13 protein-coding genes and 1 pseudogene are annotated in these 19,965 nt (G+C 69.1%); 13 read left to right on the forward strand and 1 reads right to left on the reverse strand.

Features of this window, described 5'->3' with window-relative positions:
- Positions 1–93 precede the first annotated feature (93 nt).
- The 11 genes and pseudogenes from ACWCRJ_RS31510 (at position 94) to ACWCRJ_RS31560 (ending at position 14,111) form a co-directional block, all read left to right on the forward strand.
- A complete protein-coding gene (locus tag ACWCRJ_RS31510) occupies positions 94–495 on the forward strand; it encodes a hypothetical protein (protein WP_450942488.1) in 402 nt (133 codons plus the stop codon).
- 118 nt (positions 496–613) lie between these two features.
- Entirely contained in the window at positions 614–901 is a 288-nt protein-coding gene (locus ACWCRJ_RS31515; RefSeq protein ID WP_450942489.1) for a helix-turn-helix domain-containing protein, read from the forward strand.
- Positions 898–1,689: pseudogene (locus ACWCRJ_RS31520) on the forward strand (helix-turn-helix domain-containing protein); the annotation flags it as partial. The gene ACWCRJ_RS31515 and the pseudogene ACWCRJ_RS31520, both read left to right, overlap by 4 nt.
- Positions 1,690–3,248: 1,559 nt before the next feature.
- Positions 3,249–6,200 carry an HD domain-containing protein gene (locus ACWCRJ_RS31525; protein ID WP_450942490.1) on the forward strand — a complete coding sequence of 984 codons (2,952 nt, stop codon included), beginning with the start codon at positions 3,249–3,251 and terminating at the stop codon, positions 6,198–6,200.
- 520 nt (positions 6,201–6,720) lie between these two features.
- Positions 6,721–8,310: a type I-E CRISPR-associated protein Cse1/CasA gene (casA, locus tag ACWCRJ_RS31530; protein WP_450942491.1), complete on the forward strand. Its 1,590-nt coding sequence runs from the start codon at positions 6,721–6,723 to the stop codon at positions 8,308–8,310.
- Positions 8,307–9,029 carry a hypothetical protein gene (locus ACWCRJ_RS31535; protein ID WP_450942492.1) on the forward strand — a complete coding sequence of 241 codons (723 nt, stop codon included), beginning with the start codon at positions 8,307–8,309 and terminating at the stop codon, positions 9,027–9,029. Before casA ends, ACWCRJ_RS31535 begins: the two co-directional genes overlap by 4 nt.
- 1 nt (position 9,030) lies before the next feature.
- Positions 9,031–10,191 carry a type I-E CRISPR-associated protein Cas7/Cse4/CasC gene (gene cas7e, locus ACWCRJ_RS31540; protein WP_450942493.1) on the forward strand — a complete coding sequence of 387 codons (1,161 nt, stop codon included), beginning with the start codon at positions 9,031–9,033 and terminating at the stop codon, positions 10,189–10,191.
- Positions 10,188–10,982, forward strand: coding sequence for a type I-E CRISPR-associated protein Cas5/CasD (gene cas5e / locus ACWCRJ_RS31545; protein ID WP_450942494.1), 795 nt, complete (start codon positions 10,188–10,190; stop codon positions 10,980–10,982). The genes cas7e and cas5e overlap by 4 nt, the downstream gene beginning before the upstream one ends.
- Positions 10,973–11,617 carry a type I-E CRISPR-associated protein Cas6/Cse3/CasE gene (locus ACWCRJ_RS31550; RefSeq protein ID WP_450942495.1) on the forward strand — a complete coding sequence of 215 codons (645 nt, stop codon included), beginning with the start codon at positions 10,973–10,975 and terminating at the stop codon, positions 11,615–11,617. The genes cas5e and ACWCRJ_RS31550 overlap by 10 nt, the downstream gene beginning before the upstream one ends.
- Before the next feature lie 41 nt (positions 11,618–11,658).
- The gene (locus ACWCRJ_RS31555; protein WP_450942496.1) at positions 11,659–13,278 is read left to right on the forward strand and encodes a Mu transposase C-terminal domain-containing protein; all 1,620 of its coding nucleotides are present in this window, start codon (positions 11,659–11,661) and stop codon (positions 13,276–13,278) included.
- On the forward strand, positions 13,275–14,111 hold the full coding sequence (locus ACWCRJ_RS31560) for an AAA family ATPase (protein ID WP_450942497.1): 837 nt from the start codon (positions 13,275–13,277) through the stop codon (positions 14,109–14,111). Before ACWCRJ_RS31555 ends, ACWCRJ_RS31560 begins: the two co-directional genes overlap by 4 nt.
- 244 nt (positions 14,112–14,355) lie before the next feature.
- Here ACWCRJ_RS31560 and ACWCRJ_RS31565 read toward each other — a convergent pair whose 3' ends face one another.
- Positions 14,356–14,562 carry a hypothetical protein gene (locus ACWCRJ_RS31565; RefSeq protein ID WP_450942498.1) on the reverse strand — a complete coding sequence of 69 codons (207 nt, stop codon included), beginning with the start codon at positions 14,560–14,562 and terminating at the stop codon, positions 14,356–14,358.
- 449 nt (positions 14,563–15,011) lie between these two features.
- Here ACWCRJ_RS31565 and ACWCRJ_RS31570 point away from each other — a divergent pair, with 449 nt between their 5' ends.
- Together ACWCRJ_RS31570 and ACWCRJ_RS31575 are read left to right on the forward strand one after the other, a co-directional pair.
- The gene (locus ACWCRJ_RS31570) at positions 15,012–19,076 is read left to right on the forward strand and encodes an AAA domain-containing protein (protein WP_450942499.1); all 4,065 of its coding nucleotides are present in this window, start codon (positions 15,012–15,014) and stop codon (positions 19,074–19,076) included.
- On the forward strand, positions 19,073–19,903 hold the full coding sequence (locus ACWCRJ_RS31575; protein ID WP_450942500.1) for a hypothetical protein: 831 nt from the start codon (positions 19,073–19,075) through the stop codon (positions 19,901–19,903). The genes ACWCRJ_RS31570 and ACWCRJ_RS31575 overlap by 4 nt, the downstream gene beginning before the upstream one ends.
- Positions 19,904–19,965: the final 62 nt, after the last annotated feature.

The raw sequence follows: 19,965 nt of genomic DNA on the forward strand, positions 1-19,965 counted from the left end.
ACAGGCGGCCGCCCCTGTCGGTGACGGCACATGCGAGAAGCAGTCAATGGCCGCACGCTGTCCACAGACGGCCCCCGGCAGGCTTCTTGAGCTATGGACATCAGCTCGCCGGGCATCGCCCGGAACAACAAGAAGACGCCGCGCTGCGAACGCCACGACGCCCTCCTCCAGGCCGAGGAGCTCAGCGAGTTCGCGGCCCGGTTCCCGGCCGGCCACCAGGCGCAGATGGCGTTCCTCCTGGCCAACTACGCCGGCAACGCCTCCCTGGTCGCCGCGCTCCTGGGCACTGGAGTGCGTACGGTGCGCCGCCACTGCTGTGGGTGGCCGCCACCACCCGGGCTCCGGCTGCGCCGGGCCCTGCGCCGCCGTGTCGTGGACCTCGTATGCCCGCGATGCCTGTCCGATCGTGCGGTGAAACAGGCGCGCCAGGCGGATCGGGAAGCCCGGCGCGCGGCCCGACGGCTTCCGCGTGATCCCGGCGGCATGGATCTCTGACACATCGGGTGCCCGAGAACCATCAGCTCCCTCAGAACGCTGAAAGCTTTTCTGCATTTTCGATAGTGAAAAGCTGATCTAGATGCGAAAGTTGCATGACTTCAGGTAAGATATTGGCATGGGATTGCGCTTGGAGGAGTCGCTGCGGCTGACGGTGGCCGCGTTGATGCAGGTAACGGGTGAGTCGCAGCGGTCGGTCGCGGGGGTGCTGGGACTGACGCAGACACAGGTGTCGCGCCGGCAGTCGGGCGCCGTCTCCTGGAGCCTGCGCGACGTCGACGTCCTGGCCGAGCACTACGGCATCGGCGCGCTGGATCTCCTGGCGGGTCCGACCAGAGCGTGCGAGGCGCTGCCCGCCGACAGGCGCCGTACCGTGCGGACCGAAGCGAGGGGGACGGGCCGGTGAGCGACTTCGACGCGATCGACTCGCTGCTAGACGCCGTCGGCCCTCAGGCCGAACTCCCGTCCAGCCACGTGCGCCGCGAGCTGCGGGAGCGGGCCCGGCTGTCCAAGGCGCAGGTGGCACGCGCGCTCGGCGTGAGCCCCTCAACCCTCAGCGGATGGGAAAGCGGCCGGGACCCGGCCGGCGAGATCCGCACCAAATACGCCTACCTGCTGGACGGGCTGAACGCCAAGCTCGCTACCGAGACCGAGGCGCCGCCGGTTGCGGAGCAGCCCGTCACGTCAGGCACGGCCGCGACCGTCACCCCCTTGTCTTCGCCCGACCTCGGCCAGGACGGGGACGGGGACGGGGACGACGTGGAGCTGCTCGTCGCCCCCGAGCCCTGTGTGCTGTGCGGCCGTCCGGCCGGACAACGCGTGGCGGGGTTCGCTCAGCACCTGACCCCCGCCGACTGTCGGCCCACCGCCACCGGAGCCTCAGCTGCCCCGCTAGCCGGACAGCCCACCGCGCACACCTCGAAGGCGCCGCTGCGCACGACACGTCCGGCGCGTGCGACGGAGCGTTCCAAGGGCCCGGCCCGGCGCACGTTCCAGGAGACGTCCGGCCCGGTCGACCTCATCCGTGAGGCCGTGCAGGGTGCGCTCGCCGAGCATGGGGGTGACGTCGACGCAGCTACGGCGGCGCTGTTGAAGCGGGCGATCCCGGATGCGATGCGGCTGCTGGACGAGACCCGCAAGGGCGCCCGCTACGACGTGATCGCCCACCCCTGGATCCCCGACATCCTCAAGAAGCTGCTGAGTCTCACTTCGATGTCCGGTGAAACTCTCACCTTGATGCCCTGTGCCCCTCTGCTGCTGTAGCCCTTGTCACGTGCTCATTTGTCGGAGTCTCGGCAGAATCAAGGACGACAGTCGGTGAGAAACTGATGTGACGTCATATGGGAAAGTGCGGGACATTGAAGTGAGAATCCCGATAGCGAGCACCGCCTGACCTGCAGGTTCTTCTGGGTTGAGGGCGCGTGGGACTGGGGCCCATCGTTGGCAGTCGTCCCTGCGTGTGCAGGGCAGGGAGGTTGAAGTTGGACTCTCCCGACGTGGACACGAAGGACTCACCCCTGCCTCTGCAGGGCAAAGTCAGCAGTCTCCGCGCCGCTCGTGGTGCGCGGGGGCTGGGAGGAGCACACGTCGTGCGGGTTGTGGTGGACCTCCCACGTGTTATCCCTGCGCGTGCGGGGCGGAACTTCCCACGGAACCAGTCCGCGCGTTCTTGACCGCGTCATCCCTGCGTGTGCGGGGCGGAAGATGCGGCAGTACGACCTTCACCGCGTCATCGCGGAGCCATCCCCGCGTGTGCAGGGCGAAGTCGGGGGTCTCGGCGCCGCTGGTGGTGCGCGGGGAGTCATTTCTGCCTGTGCGGGGTGGAGTTGTGGTACTCGATGGTGGTGGCGCCGTGCGACGTGTCATCCCTGCGGATGCAGGGCAGAGCGTATGTCGTGGGGGTTGAGGTGGACTTCCCACGTGCCATCCCTGCGCGTGCGGGGCGGAGAGGAACTTGACGCGGGCCTCGTTGAATTTGTCGGTGCCATCCCTGCGCGTGCGGGGCGGAGCGCACCCCCGGGTCATCAGCAGCCTGCGGGAACGTGCCATCCCTGCGCGTGCGGGGCGGAGACTTGTTGAGCTGGGACGGTATCAGAGCCCACTGCGGTTTTTGTCCGCCTGACAAGACTGTCCGCGTGGCTGAGTTTGGTCACGGCGGGTGGAATTGGTGCTGCAGCGGATCGGCCCCGGACACCGGGGGCTTGTGGCCCGCCAGGTCACGGCGGCAGACGGCAATCCGATGGCACCTGCTACGCCTGGGAATCGTCCCTGCGTATGGCGGGGCAGACGCGCAGTGCCTCAACGGCGAGGCCTTCGAGTAGGAGTCATCCCTGCTCGTGCAGGGCGAAATCGGCGGTCTTGGCGCCGCTGGTGATGCGCGGCGAGCCGTCCCCGCAGGTGCGGGGCGGAGCGGGCCCAGTCCTGCCTCTCCGTGTCGATCACGGAGTCATCCCTGCGTGTGCGGGGCGGGGCCGTCGCGGTTCGGCCTGAGTGCACGGCCGATGGAGTCATCCCTGCTCATGCAGGGCGAAGTCGGCGGTCTCGGCACCGCTGGTGGTGCGCGGGGAGTCGTCCCTGCCTGTGCAGGGCGGAGTACGCCTTCTGATCCGGCGGACGTGGCTCGGGCGAATCATCCAAGCGTGTGCGGGATGGGCCTGTGTGCGTCGTTGGTGACGTGAAGTAAGTCTAGTGTACTGGTCGTTACGTGATCGATTGGTGCAGAGAGGCGCAACTGTGGCTGAAGGGGACTGCGGGTGGGGGTGGTTGAGGATGCGCGGTTTCGCGGTATCGACCTCGGGGTGTGGGCGGAGTATGAGGCAGCGACCTGGACGTCGTATCCGTTGCTGTTTCGGATGCTGGATGACGCGGCTGTTGCGGCGGTGTTGTGGGATCGGTTCCTGAGCTCTTCGCAGCGTGCGGTGATCGCCGGCGGCCTGGGTGTGGGCATGGAGCAGGCGCGGTCGGTGACGGCGTTGCTGGCGGGTTTGCGGGAGTTGGGCAAGCTGGTGCCGGGCTTCCAGCGGCGTGAGCGTGGTGCGTGGGAGCTGCTAGGTGAGGACCTGGTGACTGGGGCGGGCCGTATTTCGGAGGAGCCGGTGGAGGTGGACCGGGTTTCGATGCATGTTGCGTTCGGCGTTCTAAGCGGGTTCGGCTTCGCTGCCGGCGGCAACAGCAGCCCGGCGGTGCGCAGTGCACAGGTTGTCGGAGGCATGGGAGGCCGGTTCCTGCAGGTCGATGTGAGCGGCGGCGCTGCCGCACGGCGGGTCGCGGCCACGGCCGGCGGACCAGCCTGGCAAGAGTTGCGGGCCCGCTACGCGGCGCTGGTGCGGTATCTGACCGGTGCGGTGACAGTTCCGGAGCGTGTGTCGGTGCAGGCGGCGGTTCTGATGACCGGTGTGGGGATGCTGGCGGGCCGGTTGTCCGGACGGCGCGGGCACTGGCAGCAGGCGGCGCACATGCCGGCATTCGGTGCAGCCGAGCACTTCACGGCCACCCGTACTCGGGCGGTCGAGGTGGTCGAGGAGGCGGAGCTGGAGCGTATCGACCTGGAGCCGGTGCCGTTCACCACCGCCCACCCGACCCTGAAAGGACCCAACGTCTTGCAGGCCTCGCTGATGGCGCAACTGCCCGGCCTGGTGGGCCAGTACGGCGTCGGCATCACGGTGATTGCCGACGGTACGGGATCGGGTAAGAGCGTCGGAGCCCTGGAGGTCGGCCGGATCTGCAATGACGGGTGCGGCACGGCCGGTGTGGCATGGCTGATGCCGACCACGGCGACCGCCGATGCCGCGTGGGAGACGCTGGAAGCATATGTGCGTGCCCACCGGCCCGAGCGGGTGCCGGTCACGCTGGCCCATAGCCGCAGCCGCCTGAACGCCCCATACACCGACACACGGCTCACCACTGAGGCGGCCGGTGGACAGGCTGATCCTGCCGGTGCCTTAGCCGCACCGTTGCACGACCGCGCACATCCGGCCGGTACTCCGGCACCCGCCGAGACTGGCGTGGCCGCCCCGGACAGCGGCGCGCCGGAGTCGACAGAGACGGGGGAGAGGGGAGAGCCGCGGGAGGTGACCGCGCCGGAGGGCTTCCTGCGCAGCCAGGACGTGGCGCTGCTGGCCCAGTTCAGCGCGGCGACCGTCGATCAGGCACAGATGGCAGTGCTGCCGGTGGAGTTCAGCGTGCTGCGGTTGCTGGCCCTGTCGGGCAAGACGGTGGTCGTCGACGAAGCACACGCCCTGACCCCGTACAGCCACCTGCAGTTGCTGCGGCTGCTGGGCTGGCTGGGCAGTCTGCGCACGCCGGTGGTGCTGCTGTCGGCCACGATGCCCTCCTCGACGAGCAGCGCCATGGTGGCCGCGTATCTGGCTGGTGCCGGACACGATGCGGGCCGGCTTGCATCCGCGGACTACGCGCCGGGCTTTCCGGGATGGCTGTTCGCTGATGCCGCCACCGGCACCGCCCACCGGATGCAGGAGACGGCCCGTATCCGGCATTCCCGGGCCCAGAGCCGTCCGCTGCGGATGACCATGCGCCCGGTGACCTACCGGAGGCTAGGTGACGACAGCCGGGTTGTGGAGCCGGGCGAGCGGCTAGCCGTGATCGGCCGGACGCTTGCGCAGGTGGCCCGTGAGGGCGGCTGCGCGATGGTGGGGTGCGCGACGGTCGCCGACAGCCAGGACACCTACCGGTACCTGCAGCGGTCCTGGCCCGGTGATCCGGGGGAGCTGGTGCTGCTGCACGCCCGGTTCCCCGGCTGGGCGCGCGAACAGCGCACCGGCTGGCTGCGCCGGGTGCTCGGTCCGGGCGGGCCGCGCCCGGACCGGCTGGTCGTGGTGACCACGAGCATTCTGGACACCAGTTTGGACATCGACGTGGACATGATGGTCAGTGATCTGGCCTCGATCGCCCGGCTGTTGCAGCGTGCAGGCCGTCTCGCGCGCTTCTACCGGTCCTGGCAGGACAACGGCCGCCGCCCGCGCTGGTGGAGCCCGGGCCATGCGCCGCGCCTGACGGTCCTGCAGCCGCTCGGCGCTGCGGGGACGACCGCGGTCCCGGCCGAGTGGCGCACCGTGGAACCGGCGTTCCTGCTGCACGCCACCGCGGCCCTTCTGCAGGCCAAGAACCACGACCTGCAGCTGAACGTGCCCGGCGACGTGCAGGACCTGGTTGAGCAGGTCCACGGCGAACGCTCCCCGTTCGCCGACGAGGCGGCGAACCTGCGCCGGCTGCTGGCCGGACACCTGGAGCGCACCATGGCCGAGGAACACCTCAGCGCCGTGCACCTGATCCCTCCGCACAACCGAGTATCGGCCCTGGCCGACCTGCATCGTCAGTATCTGACCTCCGCCCAGGCTGCCACCCGCCTGGGCACGTTGCCTCGACGTCTGCTGCCCTGCTACCTGACTGCTGGCGGCGAGCTGGCCCTGGACCGTGCTGGTACACAGCCGTTGCCCGACCAGAAGCACCTGAGCCCCCGCCATGTCCACCAGATCCTGCAGCGCACCGTGCCTGTGCCCGCTGCCTGGGTCGCCCGCCGCGGCCCGCAACACCGTCCCCCCCTCGGCTGGGACCAGCATCCGCTGCTCGCCGACCTGGTCCTGCTGCCCGCCCCTGTCCGCGACCCCGCCCACACCGAGCACTACGGACGCCATCGCCTGCGCATGGACGACGAACTGGGCTTGATCCACGACAGGGTGAACTGACCCGCACGTACCGGTGCGGCAGGAGCCGCCGCTACGGGGCCCGGAGGGCACGTGCAGGGGAACACGGCATCGGGCCCTGCCCAATGCCTGCTGTAGCACGCCCCAGATCGTGCCTGAACACCATGCAGAGAATGCCCGATAATCACACTTTCTCACGCATTGGACATGGTTAGTTGCGGTGTGGTTATCTCGGGGTGTTCGACGAGCTCAAACGGCTCGGACGCACCCGTCACGCCACAAGCGCGAGTGACGGTGCGCCAGTCTCCCTGAGCTGCGTCGGTATGAACGCGAGGTCCGCTCACCGAACCCGCCGCACCCGACACGGCGTCCGGCACAGGCCGCCGACCTCACCTCCCGATCCTGACGCTCGCCCAGCGCTTTTCCCATCCCGCCCGGCCCTTCGCCGGCTGGTGCATCGCCGCCCTTGCTCTCTTCGCCTTTTCCTCTGCGTGTGCCTGTCGGACCCGGACTGCTGCCCAGGGTCAGGCGGTGCTGTGCCCGCATCCGTAGGAGACGCCCCTTGACGTCCTGTGTTTCCGCTCGTTTCAGCGCCGCCGACGACCCCTGGATCGATGTCCGGTACGGCACCACCTACCACCAGGTGGGCCTGAGGAAGCTGTTCCTCGACGCCCACACCATCGACGACCTGGCCATACCGATCGCGCCGTCCGCGTCCGGGCTGCTGCGCATCGCTGCCGTCATCACCGCCCGCATCACCGCACTGGACGACCCGCAGTTATCCGCCGACCAGTGGAACGCCCGCCGCTGGACGCTGCTGTCCTCACCCGACGGCTTCAACTCCACCGCGGTGAACGCGTACTTCGACAACACTGCCCACTGCTTCGAGGTATTCGACCCGGTGCGCCCCTGGCTCCAGGACCCGCTGCTGGCGTCCCAGTGCAAAGCCCCCTCCGGGATCAACAAACTCATCTTCGGCCGCCCGGCCGGCAACAACCTCGCCTGGATGAGCCCGCACCACGACCTCGACCCGAAGCCCGTACCGACCGCCCAGGCCCTGCAACACCTGCTCATCCACCACTACTACGGCGCCTGCGGCGGCGGCACCCCACGCACCGTCGGCGGCCGCGCCCCCCGGCACGTGGGCGGGCGCAGCGGCCCCCTGCGCTCCACGGTCTCCTTCCACCCGCTGGGCCGCAACCTGTACGAAACGCTCCTGGCCCAAGTCCCCAAGCTCACCGGCGAGCAGACCGGCACCGATCTGTGCCCGTGGGAAGACCCCGCCCCGCCCACCCCGGACGCTCCGCCCGCCCCGATGACCTGGCCAGGTCGGATCCTGACCGGCCGCTCCCAGCACGCGCTGCTGCTGGTGCCCGGCCACGACGGCTCCTGCGTCCGCGACGTGTACCTGACCTGGGCCACCGAACGTCCACCGCTGCCGGCCACCGACCCCTACCTCGTCATCCACACCAACGGCAAGGCCAAACCCGAACTGCGCCGGTACCCGCGCCGGGCAGACGCCGACAAGGCCTGGTGGCGGGAACTGGAGGCACTGCTGCTGGCACCGGACGAACGCCGCGCCTTCCGCCGCCCGCAGATCTTCGACACCCTCAACGACCTGCCCGAACCCGTGCGCGCCAGCCTCAGGGTCCGCGTCCACGGCTTCGACCAGGACGGCAAGGTCAACAACCGCCGCTGGTACACCGCGATCACCCCGCCGATTCTGGCCTGGGCCCAAGAACACGACCCCGAACGCGCCGAACGGATCGCCGAATGCGTCACAGCGGCAGAACACCACGCCGGGCGGCTGACCTACCTCGCCGGCCAGGCATGGAAAAACACCGTCAACGGCCCCGACCGCCCGCAGGACGGCCGCATCACCGGCAGGCCGGAGAAGAAGCCGACGTCCCCGTGGGTGGAACCAGCCCGCGTGGCGTACTGGCCACTGGCCGAGCACACGTTCTGGCAGCTGCTCGACCATCCGGACCTCTCCGCCCGGAGGGCATTCGCCACAGCCGCGACACAGGCCCTGCGCACCGCCACCGCAGGCGACCGCGTCCGCCTGCGGCATGCCGCCCGCGCCATCGCCGCCGCCGTGGCCGAACTCCACCGGCCCCCACGCACCCGACCGCAAGAGGAAAGCCCCCGATGACCACGGCCGCCGAACGCCGCCGCCACTACCAGGACTTCACCACCGAGATCCTTCACCTGTGCACCGACCCCGGCGTGCGAAGAGACCTTCGGGACGGCCGGGGCCGCCCGGTCAAAGAATGCCTGCGGATGCACAGATACCTGACCGTGCGCACCGCCGGCCACGGTCAGCGCCACGCCCACTACACCGTCGCCTCCCTCATCGCCTTGGCCGACCCCCTCGAAGTACTGCGCACCCGCACCACCCCCGCCCCCCGGCACACCGTCGGCGAAGTCGCCGCGCAGCCCCACCCCACCGACCTGTGCCCGTCCCCCGTCACCGATCCCAGCAGCACACCTGCGACGCCCCCAGCCGCGCAGGACCCCCCGCCCGGCCCGCCGGACGCCCCCGGCCCGGTGCAGCACGACCTCAACCCCTACACGACGGCAGCCTGGCGCAAGCGCCCCAACCTCGGCGTGACCCTGGCACGCGCTGTACGCCGCGCCGGCTTCAACGAGGACCGCGCCGACGCCCTCCTGCACGTCATCGTCCGCGTCGGTGACGACCACCTCCACCAGCACCTGCTGCCCTCCCTGACCGACCGGCTGCTGCACACGGGACTCGCCTGGGACTGGCCCGTCCTGCTCGACGACCTCGCGGTCCGCGTCTTCGACCCGGACCAGGTCGCCACCCGCTGGCTGGACGCGTTCTACCTCACCCTCAACCCCATCAAGGACTGACATGACCAGCGGCTCCCGCTTCCTCGACCTCCACGTCCTCCAGCCGGTCACCGCCTCCAACCTGAACCGCGGGGAAAGCGGCCACCCCAAAACGATCAAATTCGGGGACGCCGAACGCGCCATGGTCTCCTCCGCAGCCTGGAAACGGCCGGTGCGCCTGGAGATGGAGGAAGAACTCGGCGAGAGTGCCGCCCGGACCCGCATGGTCCCCCCGGTCCTCGCCGACGCCCTGCGCCGGCAGGGCTGGCCGCAGGACCTGGCGGACTTCACCGCCGCGCAGGTCGCCCTGAGCGCCAAAACCGGCGGGCTGAAGACCAACCCGCAACAAGGCCACCGCACCCAGGCCATGCTCTACCTGCCCGCCGACGTCACCGGCCGCCTGCTGCAGATCTGCACCGGCCACCGCGGCGAACTCGAACAGGCCCTGGCCGACCAGAACACCACCGGCAAGCAAGCCCCACCCATCCTGCCCACCAAACAGATCGCCGCCGAGCTGACCCGCCGCACCACCACCATCAACCTGTTCGGGCGGATGCTCGCCGAGATTCCCACCGGACACGTCGACGGCGCCGTGCAGATGGCACCTGCCTTCACCGTCCACGACGCCCGCCTGCAACCGGACTTCTTCACCGCCGTCGAGGACTGGCCCCGCCCGGGCGAGGCCGGCAGCGCCCACCTGGAGACCGCGTTCCTCACCGCAGGGGTGTTCTACCGCTTCGCCACCGTCAACGTCACCACACTCACCACCAGCCTCGACGGCGACACCGCCGCCGCACAGAAACTGATCGACCTGTTCGTCTGGACGTTCACCATGGCGATGCCCCAGGGCAAGAAGACCTCCACCGCCCCTCACGGCGTACCCGACCTGGTCCACTACGTCGTGCGCGACCGGCGGCCGATCTCCTACGGCGCGGCATTCGAACAGCCCGTGACGGCCCGAGGACAGGGCTACACCACCCCCGCCCGGCAGACACTGGCCGACTACGCCGCCACCATCGACCGCCTGGTCGGCACCCGCCGCCGCATCGCGCACGGCCACGCCACCGCCGGCCACCCCATCGACCAACTCGGCACCTGTCACGACGGATTCGAGGACCTGGCCGCAGCCTGCGCCGCCGCCGCACTCCACCCCACCACCCACCTCACCGGGGACACGGCATGAGCCGCGGGCTGGTACTGCGCCTGGCCGGCCTGCTGCAGGCGTGGGGAGAAACAGCCGCCTTCCCCCATCGCGACACCGCCGCCTTCCCCACCCGCTCCGCGCTCATCGGCATGTTCGCCGCAGCCCAGGGCCGCCCCCGGGAACAGGCCCTGGACCCCTACCCGGAACTGCCCGGCACCCCCAGCCACCACGACCTGGTCTTCACCCTCCGCATCGACCGGCACGGCACCCTCCACCGCGACTTCCAAACCGCCGGCGGCGGCCGCCCCCACGGCACAGGCCTGCGCACCGCCGCCGGCGGATACCGCAGCCAGGCCAAATCAACCCTCGTCACCTACCGCGACTACCTCGCCCAAGCCGTCTTCACCGTCGCCGTGCAAGGACCTGCGCCACTGCTGCAGCACATCGCCGACACCCTGACCGAGCCGCGCTTCTCTCCCTACCTCGGCCGACGCAACTGCCTGCCCGACGAACCCCTGATCATCCACACCGACATCCCCGACCCGGTGGCCCAGCTGCGCACCGCGGTACCGCTGAGCCTTCCACGCCCACCCGATCCGGACGCCACCCACATCCCGGTCACCTTCATCCATGAACACCCCCCGGCCCCCGGCGACCTTCCGTACCGCGAAAGCCCCAGCCAGCCCGCCGACTTCACCCCCCGATCCCGCACGCACCTGCTGCGGCCGCTGTGGCAGACCACTGAACACCTGCCAGCCGCCCTGTACGCAGGGACCCAGCCGATCACGGCGCTTGCCGACTACATCCTCAAGGACACCGCATGCCCATGACCTTGACCCGCATCGTCGTCAACCGCAGTCACCGACTGGCCCGCTCAGATCTCGCCAACCGGCCAGGAATGCACAAGACCCTCATGCGGCTTCTCGCCCACCCTGCCGGCCCCACGCCCCGCAGAGACGGCGGGCTGCTGTTCCGCCTCGAGCCCGGCCTGGACCCCGTACTCCTGGTGCAGACCGCCGACACCCCCAACCTGACCGGCCTCCCTGGCGGCTACGGCACCACCGCCACCCGCGACCTGACCCCCATGCTGACCGCCCTCACGCCCGGGCTGCCGGTCCGCTACCGCATCACCGCCGCCCCCACCGCGTACCGCCCCACCGGCGCACCACCCGACCCGGTCACCGGCCGCCGCCCCAGAGGCAAGATCACCAGCCTGCAAGGCCACGACGCACACGCATGGTGGCAGCGCCGGGCCTGCACCGCCGGCCTGCAGTTGACCGGACCCACCGAAGCCCTCAGCAGCCCCTTCCCCAGCCCCGAACGGCCCGCCCCCTTCTACAAACTCACCCAGTTCGACGGCACCGCCACCATCACCGACCCGGACCTGCTGGCCACCGCACTGCGCGAAGGCATCGGCAAGGGCAAGTCATACGGCGCCGGCCTGCTCACCCTCGCCCCCGCCTGACTCCCGCCCCGCCACCCAGCCCAGAACCACACGAGGAACTGATGAAGCACCCGCCCCCGCCCCCACCACCTCCCGACCCGACCCAACTCCGTGCCCTGGCCGTACGCCTGCTGCTGGAAGACGCCGCCGAACACACCGCCACCAGCGGCCGCATCGCCGCCATCGCCCAGGCCCATGGCGTCACCACCCGCACCGTGCGCCGCTGGATCGACAACGCCCGCGCCAACGGCGGCACCTACACCCCGGCTGGCCGGCCACACTTCGAACTCACCGACCACATGCTCGACGTACTGGCGCGCAGGCTCGGCAACGTCAGCCGCGCCCACCTCGAACTGACCGCAGAAGGCAAAGAAGACCCCACTCTGCCGAAAGTGCCTGGCCGAGCCACCTTCCACCGCGCTGTACACCGCCAACTCAACCGCGGACAACTCGCGGGCCTGCGCCGGGGAGAAGCCGCACGCCGCCGCTTCGATGTCTTCGGCAAACGCGAACGTCACCACCGTAACTACGCCTGGGAGACCGACCACGTCGAAGCCAGCGTCAAAGTCCTCATCGACGGCCACATCCGCAAACCATGGATCACCTGGTTCGTCGACTGCGCCACCGACGGCATCTGCGGCCTGGCCGTCAGCCCCCAAACCCCCAGCCGCGAAAGCATCCTCGTCGCCCTGCGCGACGCCCTACTCACCACCTCCGAACACGGCCCGTTCGGCGGCCGACCCCAACGGATGCGCGTCGACGGCGGCAAAGACTTCCTCTGCAAGACCGTCGGTGAAGCGATGGACCTGCTGGGCACCGAACTCATCGTCCTGCCGCCCCGCCGCCCCGACCTGAAGCCCACCGTCGAGGCGGTCAACGGTGCGGTCAAAAAGACGCTCTTCGCCGACATGCCCGGCTACACCGAAGCCCCCACCCTGCCCGGCGGCAAACCCATCGACCCCGACCGGGAACTGCTCCACTTTGAGGTCTTCGTCGCCCTGCTCCTGGACTGGGTACGGGAGTGGAACACCGAACACACCATCAAGGATCTGGGCGACAAGACCCCCGCCCAGGCATGGGCCGCCGACCCCACCCCCATCAGGACCGTCACCGCCAAGGACATCCACGCCTTCACTCTGGAACGCCTCGGAAAGCCGCTGACCATCACCAGCAAAGGCGTCCGCTGGCGCAGCCGCGACTACTTCGCCCCCTGGATGGTGGGCAAGGTCGGAGAGAAAGTCCACCTGCGCTACATGCCCCACCACGATCACTACGTCGAACTCTACGACCCCACAACCGGCCAGTACCTCGGATCAGCCGTCATGGCCAACCAGGCACCCCCAGCCGTACGCCGCGAACTGGACCGCGCCCGCCGACGCCAAGCCGACGAACTGCGCAGACGCCAGGAGAAGGCAGAGAAGAGCCGCAAAGCCCGCTACGCAGCCGTCAACAAAGGCCCCACGCACCGGCTGGACGCCATCACTCAGGACCAGGCCATCCAGCAACTACGTGACCTGGGCGGCCTTGACCTGAGTACCCAAGCTCTGCCCGGCTTCCTGCCCCTTCCCCCACCCACCGACGGCTGGGCTGTGCCCCGACCCCGCACCAGCCCCACCGACGTCGACCGCACCAGCCCCACCGACGCTGACCGCCCCGACCACTCTGACGAGGGCAGCCAATGAACACCGAGCCCACCACGCCTTTCCGCGCTGGCCGACTCCCCGAAGAAGCCGATGACCACTTCCTCGGCCTTGAACGCGCCGCTCCCGTCGCCACCGACGCCGCCCTGCTCACTGAAGCACTGGTCGGCAAAGCCATCACCCGCAAGGCCATGATCTGCATCCACGGACAGGTCGGCCTGGGCAAGACCTTCGCCGTCAACGCCGCCTGCCGCAAACTCGCCCCCGGCGCCACCGTGTTGCTGCAGTTCGCCCAGGCACCTCACATGGCACAGATCCGAGCAGCACTGTGGGACGGACTGGACCTCCCCGGTCCAGCACCGGTCAACACCACCCACATCTGCGACGACCAGATCAGACAGGCACTGGCCAGCAGCTTCCACCTCCTCCTGCTGGACGAAGTGCAACACCTGGGGCCCACCGCCCTCGAATACCTGCGGGACCTGTGGGACAAGAACAGTAAATCGGCGAAGAGCCTCGCCACCGTCCTCGTCGGCAGCGGCAACACCCGCCAAAAGATCCTGCACCGCAGTGCCCTGCACTCACGTGTCCACCGCTGGCAACAGTTCAGCCCTCTCACCCCAGCCGAGATCCTCACCGTCATCCCCGGCTACCACCGACTCTGGAACGGCGTCGAGGACGAAGTACTGCTGTGGATCGACGACTGTGCAGGACACGGCTGCTTCCGCACCTGGGCCAATCTCACGGTCATCCTTCAGGACACCCTCGACGACGACCCGAACCTCACCTTCAGCAAGGACCTCGTCCGCTGGGCCTTCAGCCAACTCGATCCCACCACACGATTCCCCGGCCAAGTCGGCGTCAACGGAAGCTGAACCGGGCCGCTTGCACGGGTCACTGTGGCAGCCCACGTCGCCGCAGTGACCGCGCAGGCCTCGACCGGGCTGTGAAGCCCTCCGTTCGGCTGGTTCTCTGCTGCCCGTCGTCTGCGGGGAGTAGGCCCCGCGACGATCAGCGGGCAGGACGTCACTGTTCGGGGGTCAGCCATCAGCTCCCACGGCCACCGACAAGACCACCGCGAAGCGCCATCCACTGTGGCCAGTGACCCACTCAAGCCTCTCAGATGCTGTCGTCGCTGAAGGAACCGCGCTGCAACAGCTTCCCGACGGTACAGCCGCGCCGCTGCGCGATCGCACGGAAGGCGTCCTGCTCACGGTGCCAGGACAGAGCCCGGTCGGCCACCGTCTGCCGGATGTACTCATTGGCGGAGAGATCCAAAGCGGCAGCGTGGGCGGCGAGTGCCTTTTGTTCCTCGGGAGTGAACATGATGGCGGGTACCTCCTCGGGCTACGGGAGTCGCTCGACTGGAGCGCCGGCGGGACCACGCAGCTTTGAGGCTATCCGGTAAGAGCGGGCACGGATCCATCCACCGGCCGCATCTGCCATGGGCCCGCACCAGCACGTACCGCTCTCTCGTTAGGCGGCCGGGAGCCGGCTGACCAGGCTGTTGATCCTCGGGCACGCAGGGCCGTATCCGCGGTTGGGCCGCGTTCGACGGCCCTCTCCGCGAGCACGCCGAGCGATCCGTGCGCGGAATGCTGTCCTCCGCGCGCCTGTGCTGCGCCGTTTGTGCTTCTTTCGCGCCCCATGCGCGCTCCAACTGTCCCTGTTCCAAGGTGCCTTGGTCTCTCTATGTTGGTCTGTTCGCTTCAAAAAGGCGGGCTCCGGTGCTGCGCGGGCCGGGTTGGCAGCCGTTTGAGCCCGGGGAGTGATACGTGGAAGCGATCGTGGGGCAGGCGCGTCGGCAGATGGTGGCCGCCCGGGCACAGGAGTGGGCCGACGCCTTGATCGACTTCGGCCCCTACAACACACTGCTGCACTTCAAGGACACCAAGACGGCGTCCCTGGATGTCACCGCGGCCGCGCCGCAGGCGGTGACCTCCCTGCTGGCAGGCCGCAAGACTCGGCTGATCAGCCTTTTCCCTGATGCCGCCAATCACACTGCGGCCTGCGGCCGGGCCCGGAGCCTGCGCCGCAAGATGGTGGAACTGGACGAGGAACAAGGCATCGAAGCCGGGCGCCTCGCCCTGGGCCTGCTGCGCGTGGAACCCCCCGCCACCCGCGGGAAGGCACCCGTGCCCGCGCTGCGTGCCCCGCTGCTCCTGCAGCCGCTGGCCATCCAGCCACGCACTGCCACCGAGAACGACTTCGTCCTCGAGACGGCGGGCGAGACGGAGATCAACCCAGTGCTGCTGTATGCCCTCAGCCGCCAGTACGGCCTGGACGCGGACACCGAGGCGCTCGCCGACAAAATAGCCACCGCCGTCGAGGAGTGCGCCGATCCCGCCGATCGTACGCGCCTGGCCTACGAGATCCTCCAGGCCGCCTGTACGCGCAGCGGCCTGACAGTGGAATGGGAAGAGCGCCTTGTGGCAGGCGTCTTCAGCTTCGACCGGCTGCCCATGGTCAAAGACCTCAACGGCGCCACCGGCCTGCTGGCCAGCCATCCTGTTATCGCCGCCCTGGCCGGAGACCGGGAAGCCAACCGTGCCCTGGCCGAAGACAACGGCGCGCGCATGCCGGCCGGCGCCGACGACATCGCGCCCCGCTCTGAATACCTGGTCCTGGATGCCGACGCCTCCCAGCAGAAGGCCATCAGCACCGCCCTGGCCGGATCCCATCTGGTGATCGAAGGACCGCCCGGCACGGGCAAGAGCCAGACCATCGCCAACCTGATCGCCGCCTTCTCCGCCCAGGGGAAAAGGATCCTGTTCGTCGCGGAGAAACGCGCCGCCATCGAGGCGGTCACAGACAATCTCGCCCGCGTAGACCTGGACGGGCTGGTCTTCGACCTCCACGGCACCAAGCTCAGCCGCCGCCAGATCGCCCAGCAGTTGCACGAGGCGCTGGACCGAGCCGGCCGGCAGACCCCGCCCCGCCCCGCCGACCTGCACACCAACCTGACCCACTACCGCCAGCTGGCTCTGCAGCACATCGAGGAGTTCCACCAGCCGCTGTCACCCTGGCAGATCAGCGCCCACCAACTGATCACCCACTTGATGGGCAGCCCGCCCGATCACCACACCCGCCTGCGCCTGCGCGGCCGTGCCCTGCACCATCTGAACGGCGAGCAGCACCGGCGCACAGAACAGGACCTGCGAGCCTTCGTCGCTAAGAAAGGCCTCCGGGTCCGCCGCGGAGAATCACCCTGGTCCCACACAAGCGCCCGCACCGACGACGAACTGCGCGCCGTGGTGACGGGCCTGGACCAGCTCACCGGCCGCGCCCTGACCGACACCCGCCGAGCCCTCGAGAAGCTGGTGGACACCGCGGGCCTGCGCCGCGCCGACGATATCGAAGGCTGGCAGAGCTTGCTCACCCTGCTGCACGACGTCACTGCAACACTGGCCCGCTTCGAGGCCGCCGTCTTCGCCCCAGGCCTGGACGACCTCATTGCTGCCACCGCGGACGGCGCCTGGCGCAAACAAAACAACCGGCATATCGGCTGGTGGCAGCGCCGCAAACTCGTCAAAAGGGCACGCAGTCTGGCCAAGGACGGCCAGCGCGACCGCGCCGCGCTCCACACCGCCCTCCTTGCCGCTGCCAGCCAGCACGCCCGCTGGCAGCATCAGGCCACCGTCGACAGCACCAGCCCCTGGACCGTCCCCGGCCTCTCCCGCGTCATGGCCGAGTTCACCGAGCTGCGCAACCAACTGGCCGCGATCGCCCTGTGCGTGCGCTGGCTCGGCTGGGAGACCGCACCCACCGACGACATAGACAAAACCATTCAGCGCCTCGACAACGACCGCGACACCCTGCTGCGCATGCCCGAACTCAACCAGCTCACCGACCGGCTCGAGGCCGCCGGGCTCGGCGGCCTCCTGGACGAACTGGCCCGTACGGACACCTCAGCCGACACCGCCGTCGGCATGTTCCGCCACCTGTGGTGGGCATCCGTGCTGGAAGAAGCACGCATGCACTCCTCCTACCTGCGGTCCTTCACCCGCGACGAGCACGACCACGCGATCGAGCAGTTCGCCTGCAACGACCGCGCTCACCGGGACACCAACCCCGCACGCGTGCGCTACGAAGTCGCCACCCGCCTCAGACAAGCCCGCGACACCCACCCGGACCAGAGCACGCTGGTACGGACCCAGGCCCACCGCAAATCGAGGCACATGCCGCTGCGCAAGCTTGTCAACCAAGCTCCCGACGTCCTGCTGGCCGCCAAACCGTGCTGGGCCATGTCCCCCCTCGTCGTCAGCCGTGTCCTGCCAGCCACCCGTCTGTTCGACGTCGTCATCTTCGACGAGGCCAGCCAAGTCCTGCCCCACGACGCGATCACCTCGATCATGCGCGCCCGGCAGGTCATCGTCGCCGGAGACCCCCACCAGCTGCCCCCCACCACCTTCTTCCACCGCGTCCTGAGCGGAACCGACGAACACACCGGCGACGACGCCGACGACGGCGCGACCCCGGATGCCTTCGAATCGCTGCTGGACATGCTCTGCAGCCGCCTGTCCCACGTCCACACCCTCAAATGGCACTACCGCAGCCGCGACGAACGTCTCATCGCCTTCGCCAACCACACCATCTACGACGGCCGCCTCGTCACTTTCCCCGGCACTACCCAGGCCAGCCCTCTGCGCCTGGAGACCGTCGACGCCCGTACCCGCCCCGGACAACACGGCTCATCCGACGAAGAAGTCCACCGCGTCGTCGAACTCGCCCTCGCCCACGCCACCGACACCCCCCGACTGGGCCTCGGCGTCATCACCATGGGCCAGCGCCACGCCGACCGCATCGACCTCGCCCTACGCCAAACCCTCCAAGACCACCCAGACCTGCAAGCCTTCTTCAGCCCCGACGCCGGCCCACGCCGACGCTTCTTCATCAAAAGCCTCGAACAGGTCCAAGGCGACGAACGCGACGCCATCATCCTCAGCATCGGCTACGGCAAATCCGCCAACGGCCGACTGTCCATGACCTTCGGCCCCCTCAACAACGACGGCGGAGAACGCCGCCTGAACGTGGCCATCACCCGCGCCCGCCAGTCGATGACCGTCGTCAGCTCCTTCACCCATCACGACTTCGACCCCAGCAAACTCAAAACCACCCGCAACCGCGGCCCCGAAATGCTCCGCGCCTTCCTCGAATACTGCTCCCACGGCGGAGACCTCCACCGCACCGGCAGCGCACACACCGACATCGCCCTCAACGGCTTCGAACTACAAGTCCTCGCCGCCCTCGAAGCCGCCCACGTCCCCGTCACACCCCAATGGGGCGTCTCCGGCTACCGCATCGACTTCGCCCTCGGCCACCCCGACCGCCCCGGCCAAATGATCCTCGCCGTCGAAACCGACGGCGACCGCTACCACCGCGCCCCCAGCGCCCGCGACCGCGACCGCCTGCGCCAGGAACACCTCGAACGGCTCGGATGGCGCTTCCACCGCATCTGGGCCGCCGACTGGTTCACCCACCCCCACACCGAACTCGACCGGCTGCTCACCTCCTGGCACGACGCCGCACAGCAGGCCGAGCACACCCCGCCCCCCACCGAACCCGCCCCCCACCACGCAGCACCCCCACAGCCCCCAGACACCCGAGGCCCCCGCCCCGCCCTGCCCGACGGCCAACGCATCAGCGACTACTCCGACACCGACCTGCTCAACCTCGCCACCTGGCTGCTCCACGACGAACTCCAACTCGACCGCGACGCCCGCATCACCCAGGCCCTAACCGAACTCGGCTTCAAAAAACGCGGCCGCGTCATCGTCGAACGCCTCACCCGCGCCTTCGCACAGGCCCAGCACACCGCAGACAAGGAGCACACGCGTTGAAACCCCTCGACCCTCTCACCCTCGAACGCGCCGCCCGGCTCATCGTCGACATCGACGGCCCCTTCGAACGCCGCGGCTACCAACTCACCCAGCTCCTGCATCGCGCCGCCTGGCCAAACCCCGTCGACTACGACAGTTCCCCCCGCATCCCCTGGCTCACTGACATTCTCACCAGCTCCGACGACCCGGCCGCCGTCCGACGGCTGCTGTGCCGCATCTGCGACCCACTCGAATACGACGACGGCCTCACCTCCGCCGACCTCGTCCGCCAAGAACTCAACATCCACCTCGCCGCCGAGCACCTCGCCGTCACCTACGTCTCCAACCGCCCCGTCCTGGGCGAACTCGACATCGACGGCCACACCACCGTCTTCACCGCCCCCGACGACCTCGAAGACCGCATCCGCCCGCTCGTCAGCAGCGAAGACTTCCTCACTCAGCTCATGGCACGCATCACCGAGACCCAGATCTGCGAACACCACGGCGCCTACGGCCTGGCCCTCATAGGCATCGGCAGCTTCACCGAAGCCCTTCTCCTCGACGTCCTCACCCACCGCGACCCCACCCTGCAACAACAGGGATTTCCCCTCGGCGGCAAACGCATCGCCCCCGAACGCGCCAGCTTCGCCCTCCTCTTGGACACCGCCCGCGCCCGCGACTGGATCCAGATGGACGCCCACGACTTCATGGCGATCGTCCGCGAATACCGAAACTTCGTCCACCTGCGCAAACAACGAGAACGCGGCGTCACACCCGACCGCGACACCGTCGGCATGTGCTGGGGACCCGTCCTCGCCGTCCTCAACGACCTCGAGACCAGCCGCTGACCAACCACCACCCGTCTTCCTACGCCGTCACAGGCCAGCTCCTGACCGCCCGAGGCAGTTGA

Source organism: Streptomyces sp. NPDC002324 (assembly GCF_053593335.1).

Coding starts and splice junctions, on each gene's coding strand:
- ACWCRJ_RS31510 (WP_450942488.1), top strand. CDS start 94: ATGGACATCAGCTCGCCGGGCATCGCCCGGAACAACAAGAAGACGCCG.
- ACWCRJ_RS31535 (WP_450942492.1), top strand. CDS start 8,307: ATGACCACGGCCGCCGAACGCCGCCGCCACTACCAGGACTTCACCACC.
- ACWCRJ_RS31560 (WP_450942497.1), top strand. CDS start 13,275: ATGAACACCGAGCCCACCACGCCTTTCCGCGCTGGCCGACTCCCCGAA.
- ACWCRJ_RS31550 (WP_450942495.1), top strand. CDS start 10,973: ATGCCCATGACCTTGACCCGCATCGTCGTCAACCGCAGTCACCGACTG.
- cas5e (WP_450942494.1), top strand. CDS start 10,188: ATGAGCCGCGGGCTGGTACTGCGCCTGGCCGGCCTGCTGCAGGCGTGG.
- ACWCRJ_RS31515 (WP_450942489.1), top strand. CDS start 614: ATGGGATTGCGCTTGGAGGAGTCGCTGCGGCTGACGGTGGCCGCGTTG.
- ACWCRJ_RS31565 (WP_450942498.1), bottom strand. CDS start 14,562: ATGTTCACTCCCGAGGAACAAAAGGCACTCGCCGCCCACGCTGCCGCT.
- cas7e (WP_450942493.1), top strand. CDS start 9,031: ATGACCAGCGGCTCCCGCTTCCTCGACCTCCACGTCCTCCAGCCGGTC.
- ACWCRJ_RS31555 (WP_450942496.1), top strand. CDS start 11,659: ATGAAGCACCCGCCCCCGCCCCCACCACCTCCCGACCCGACCCAACTC.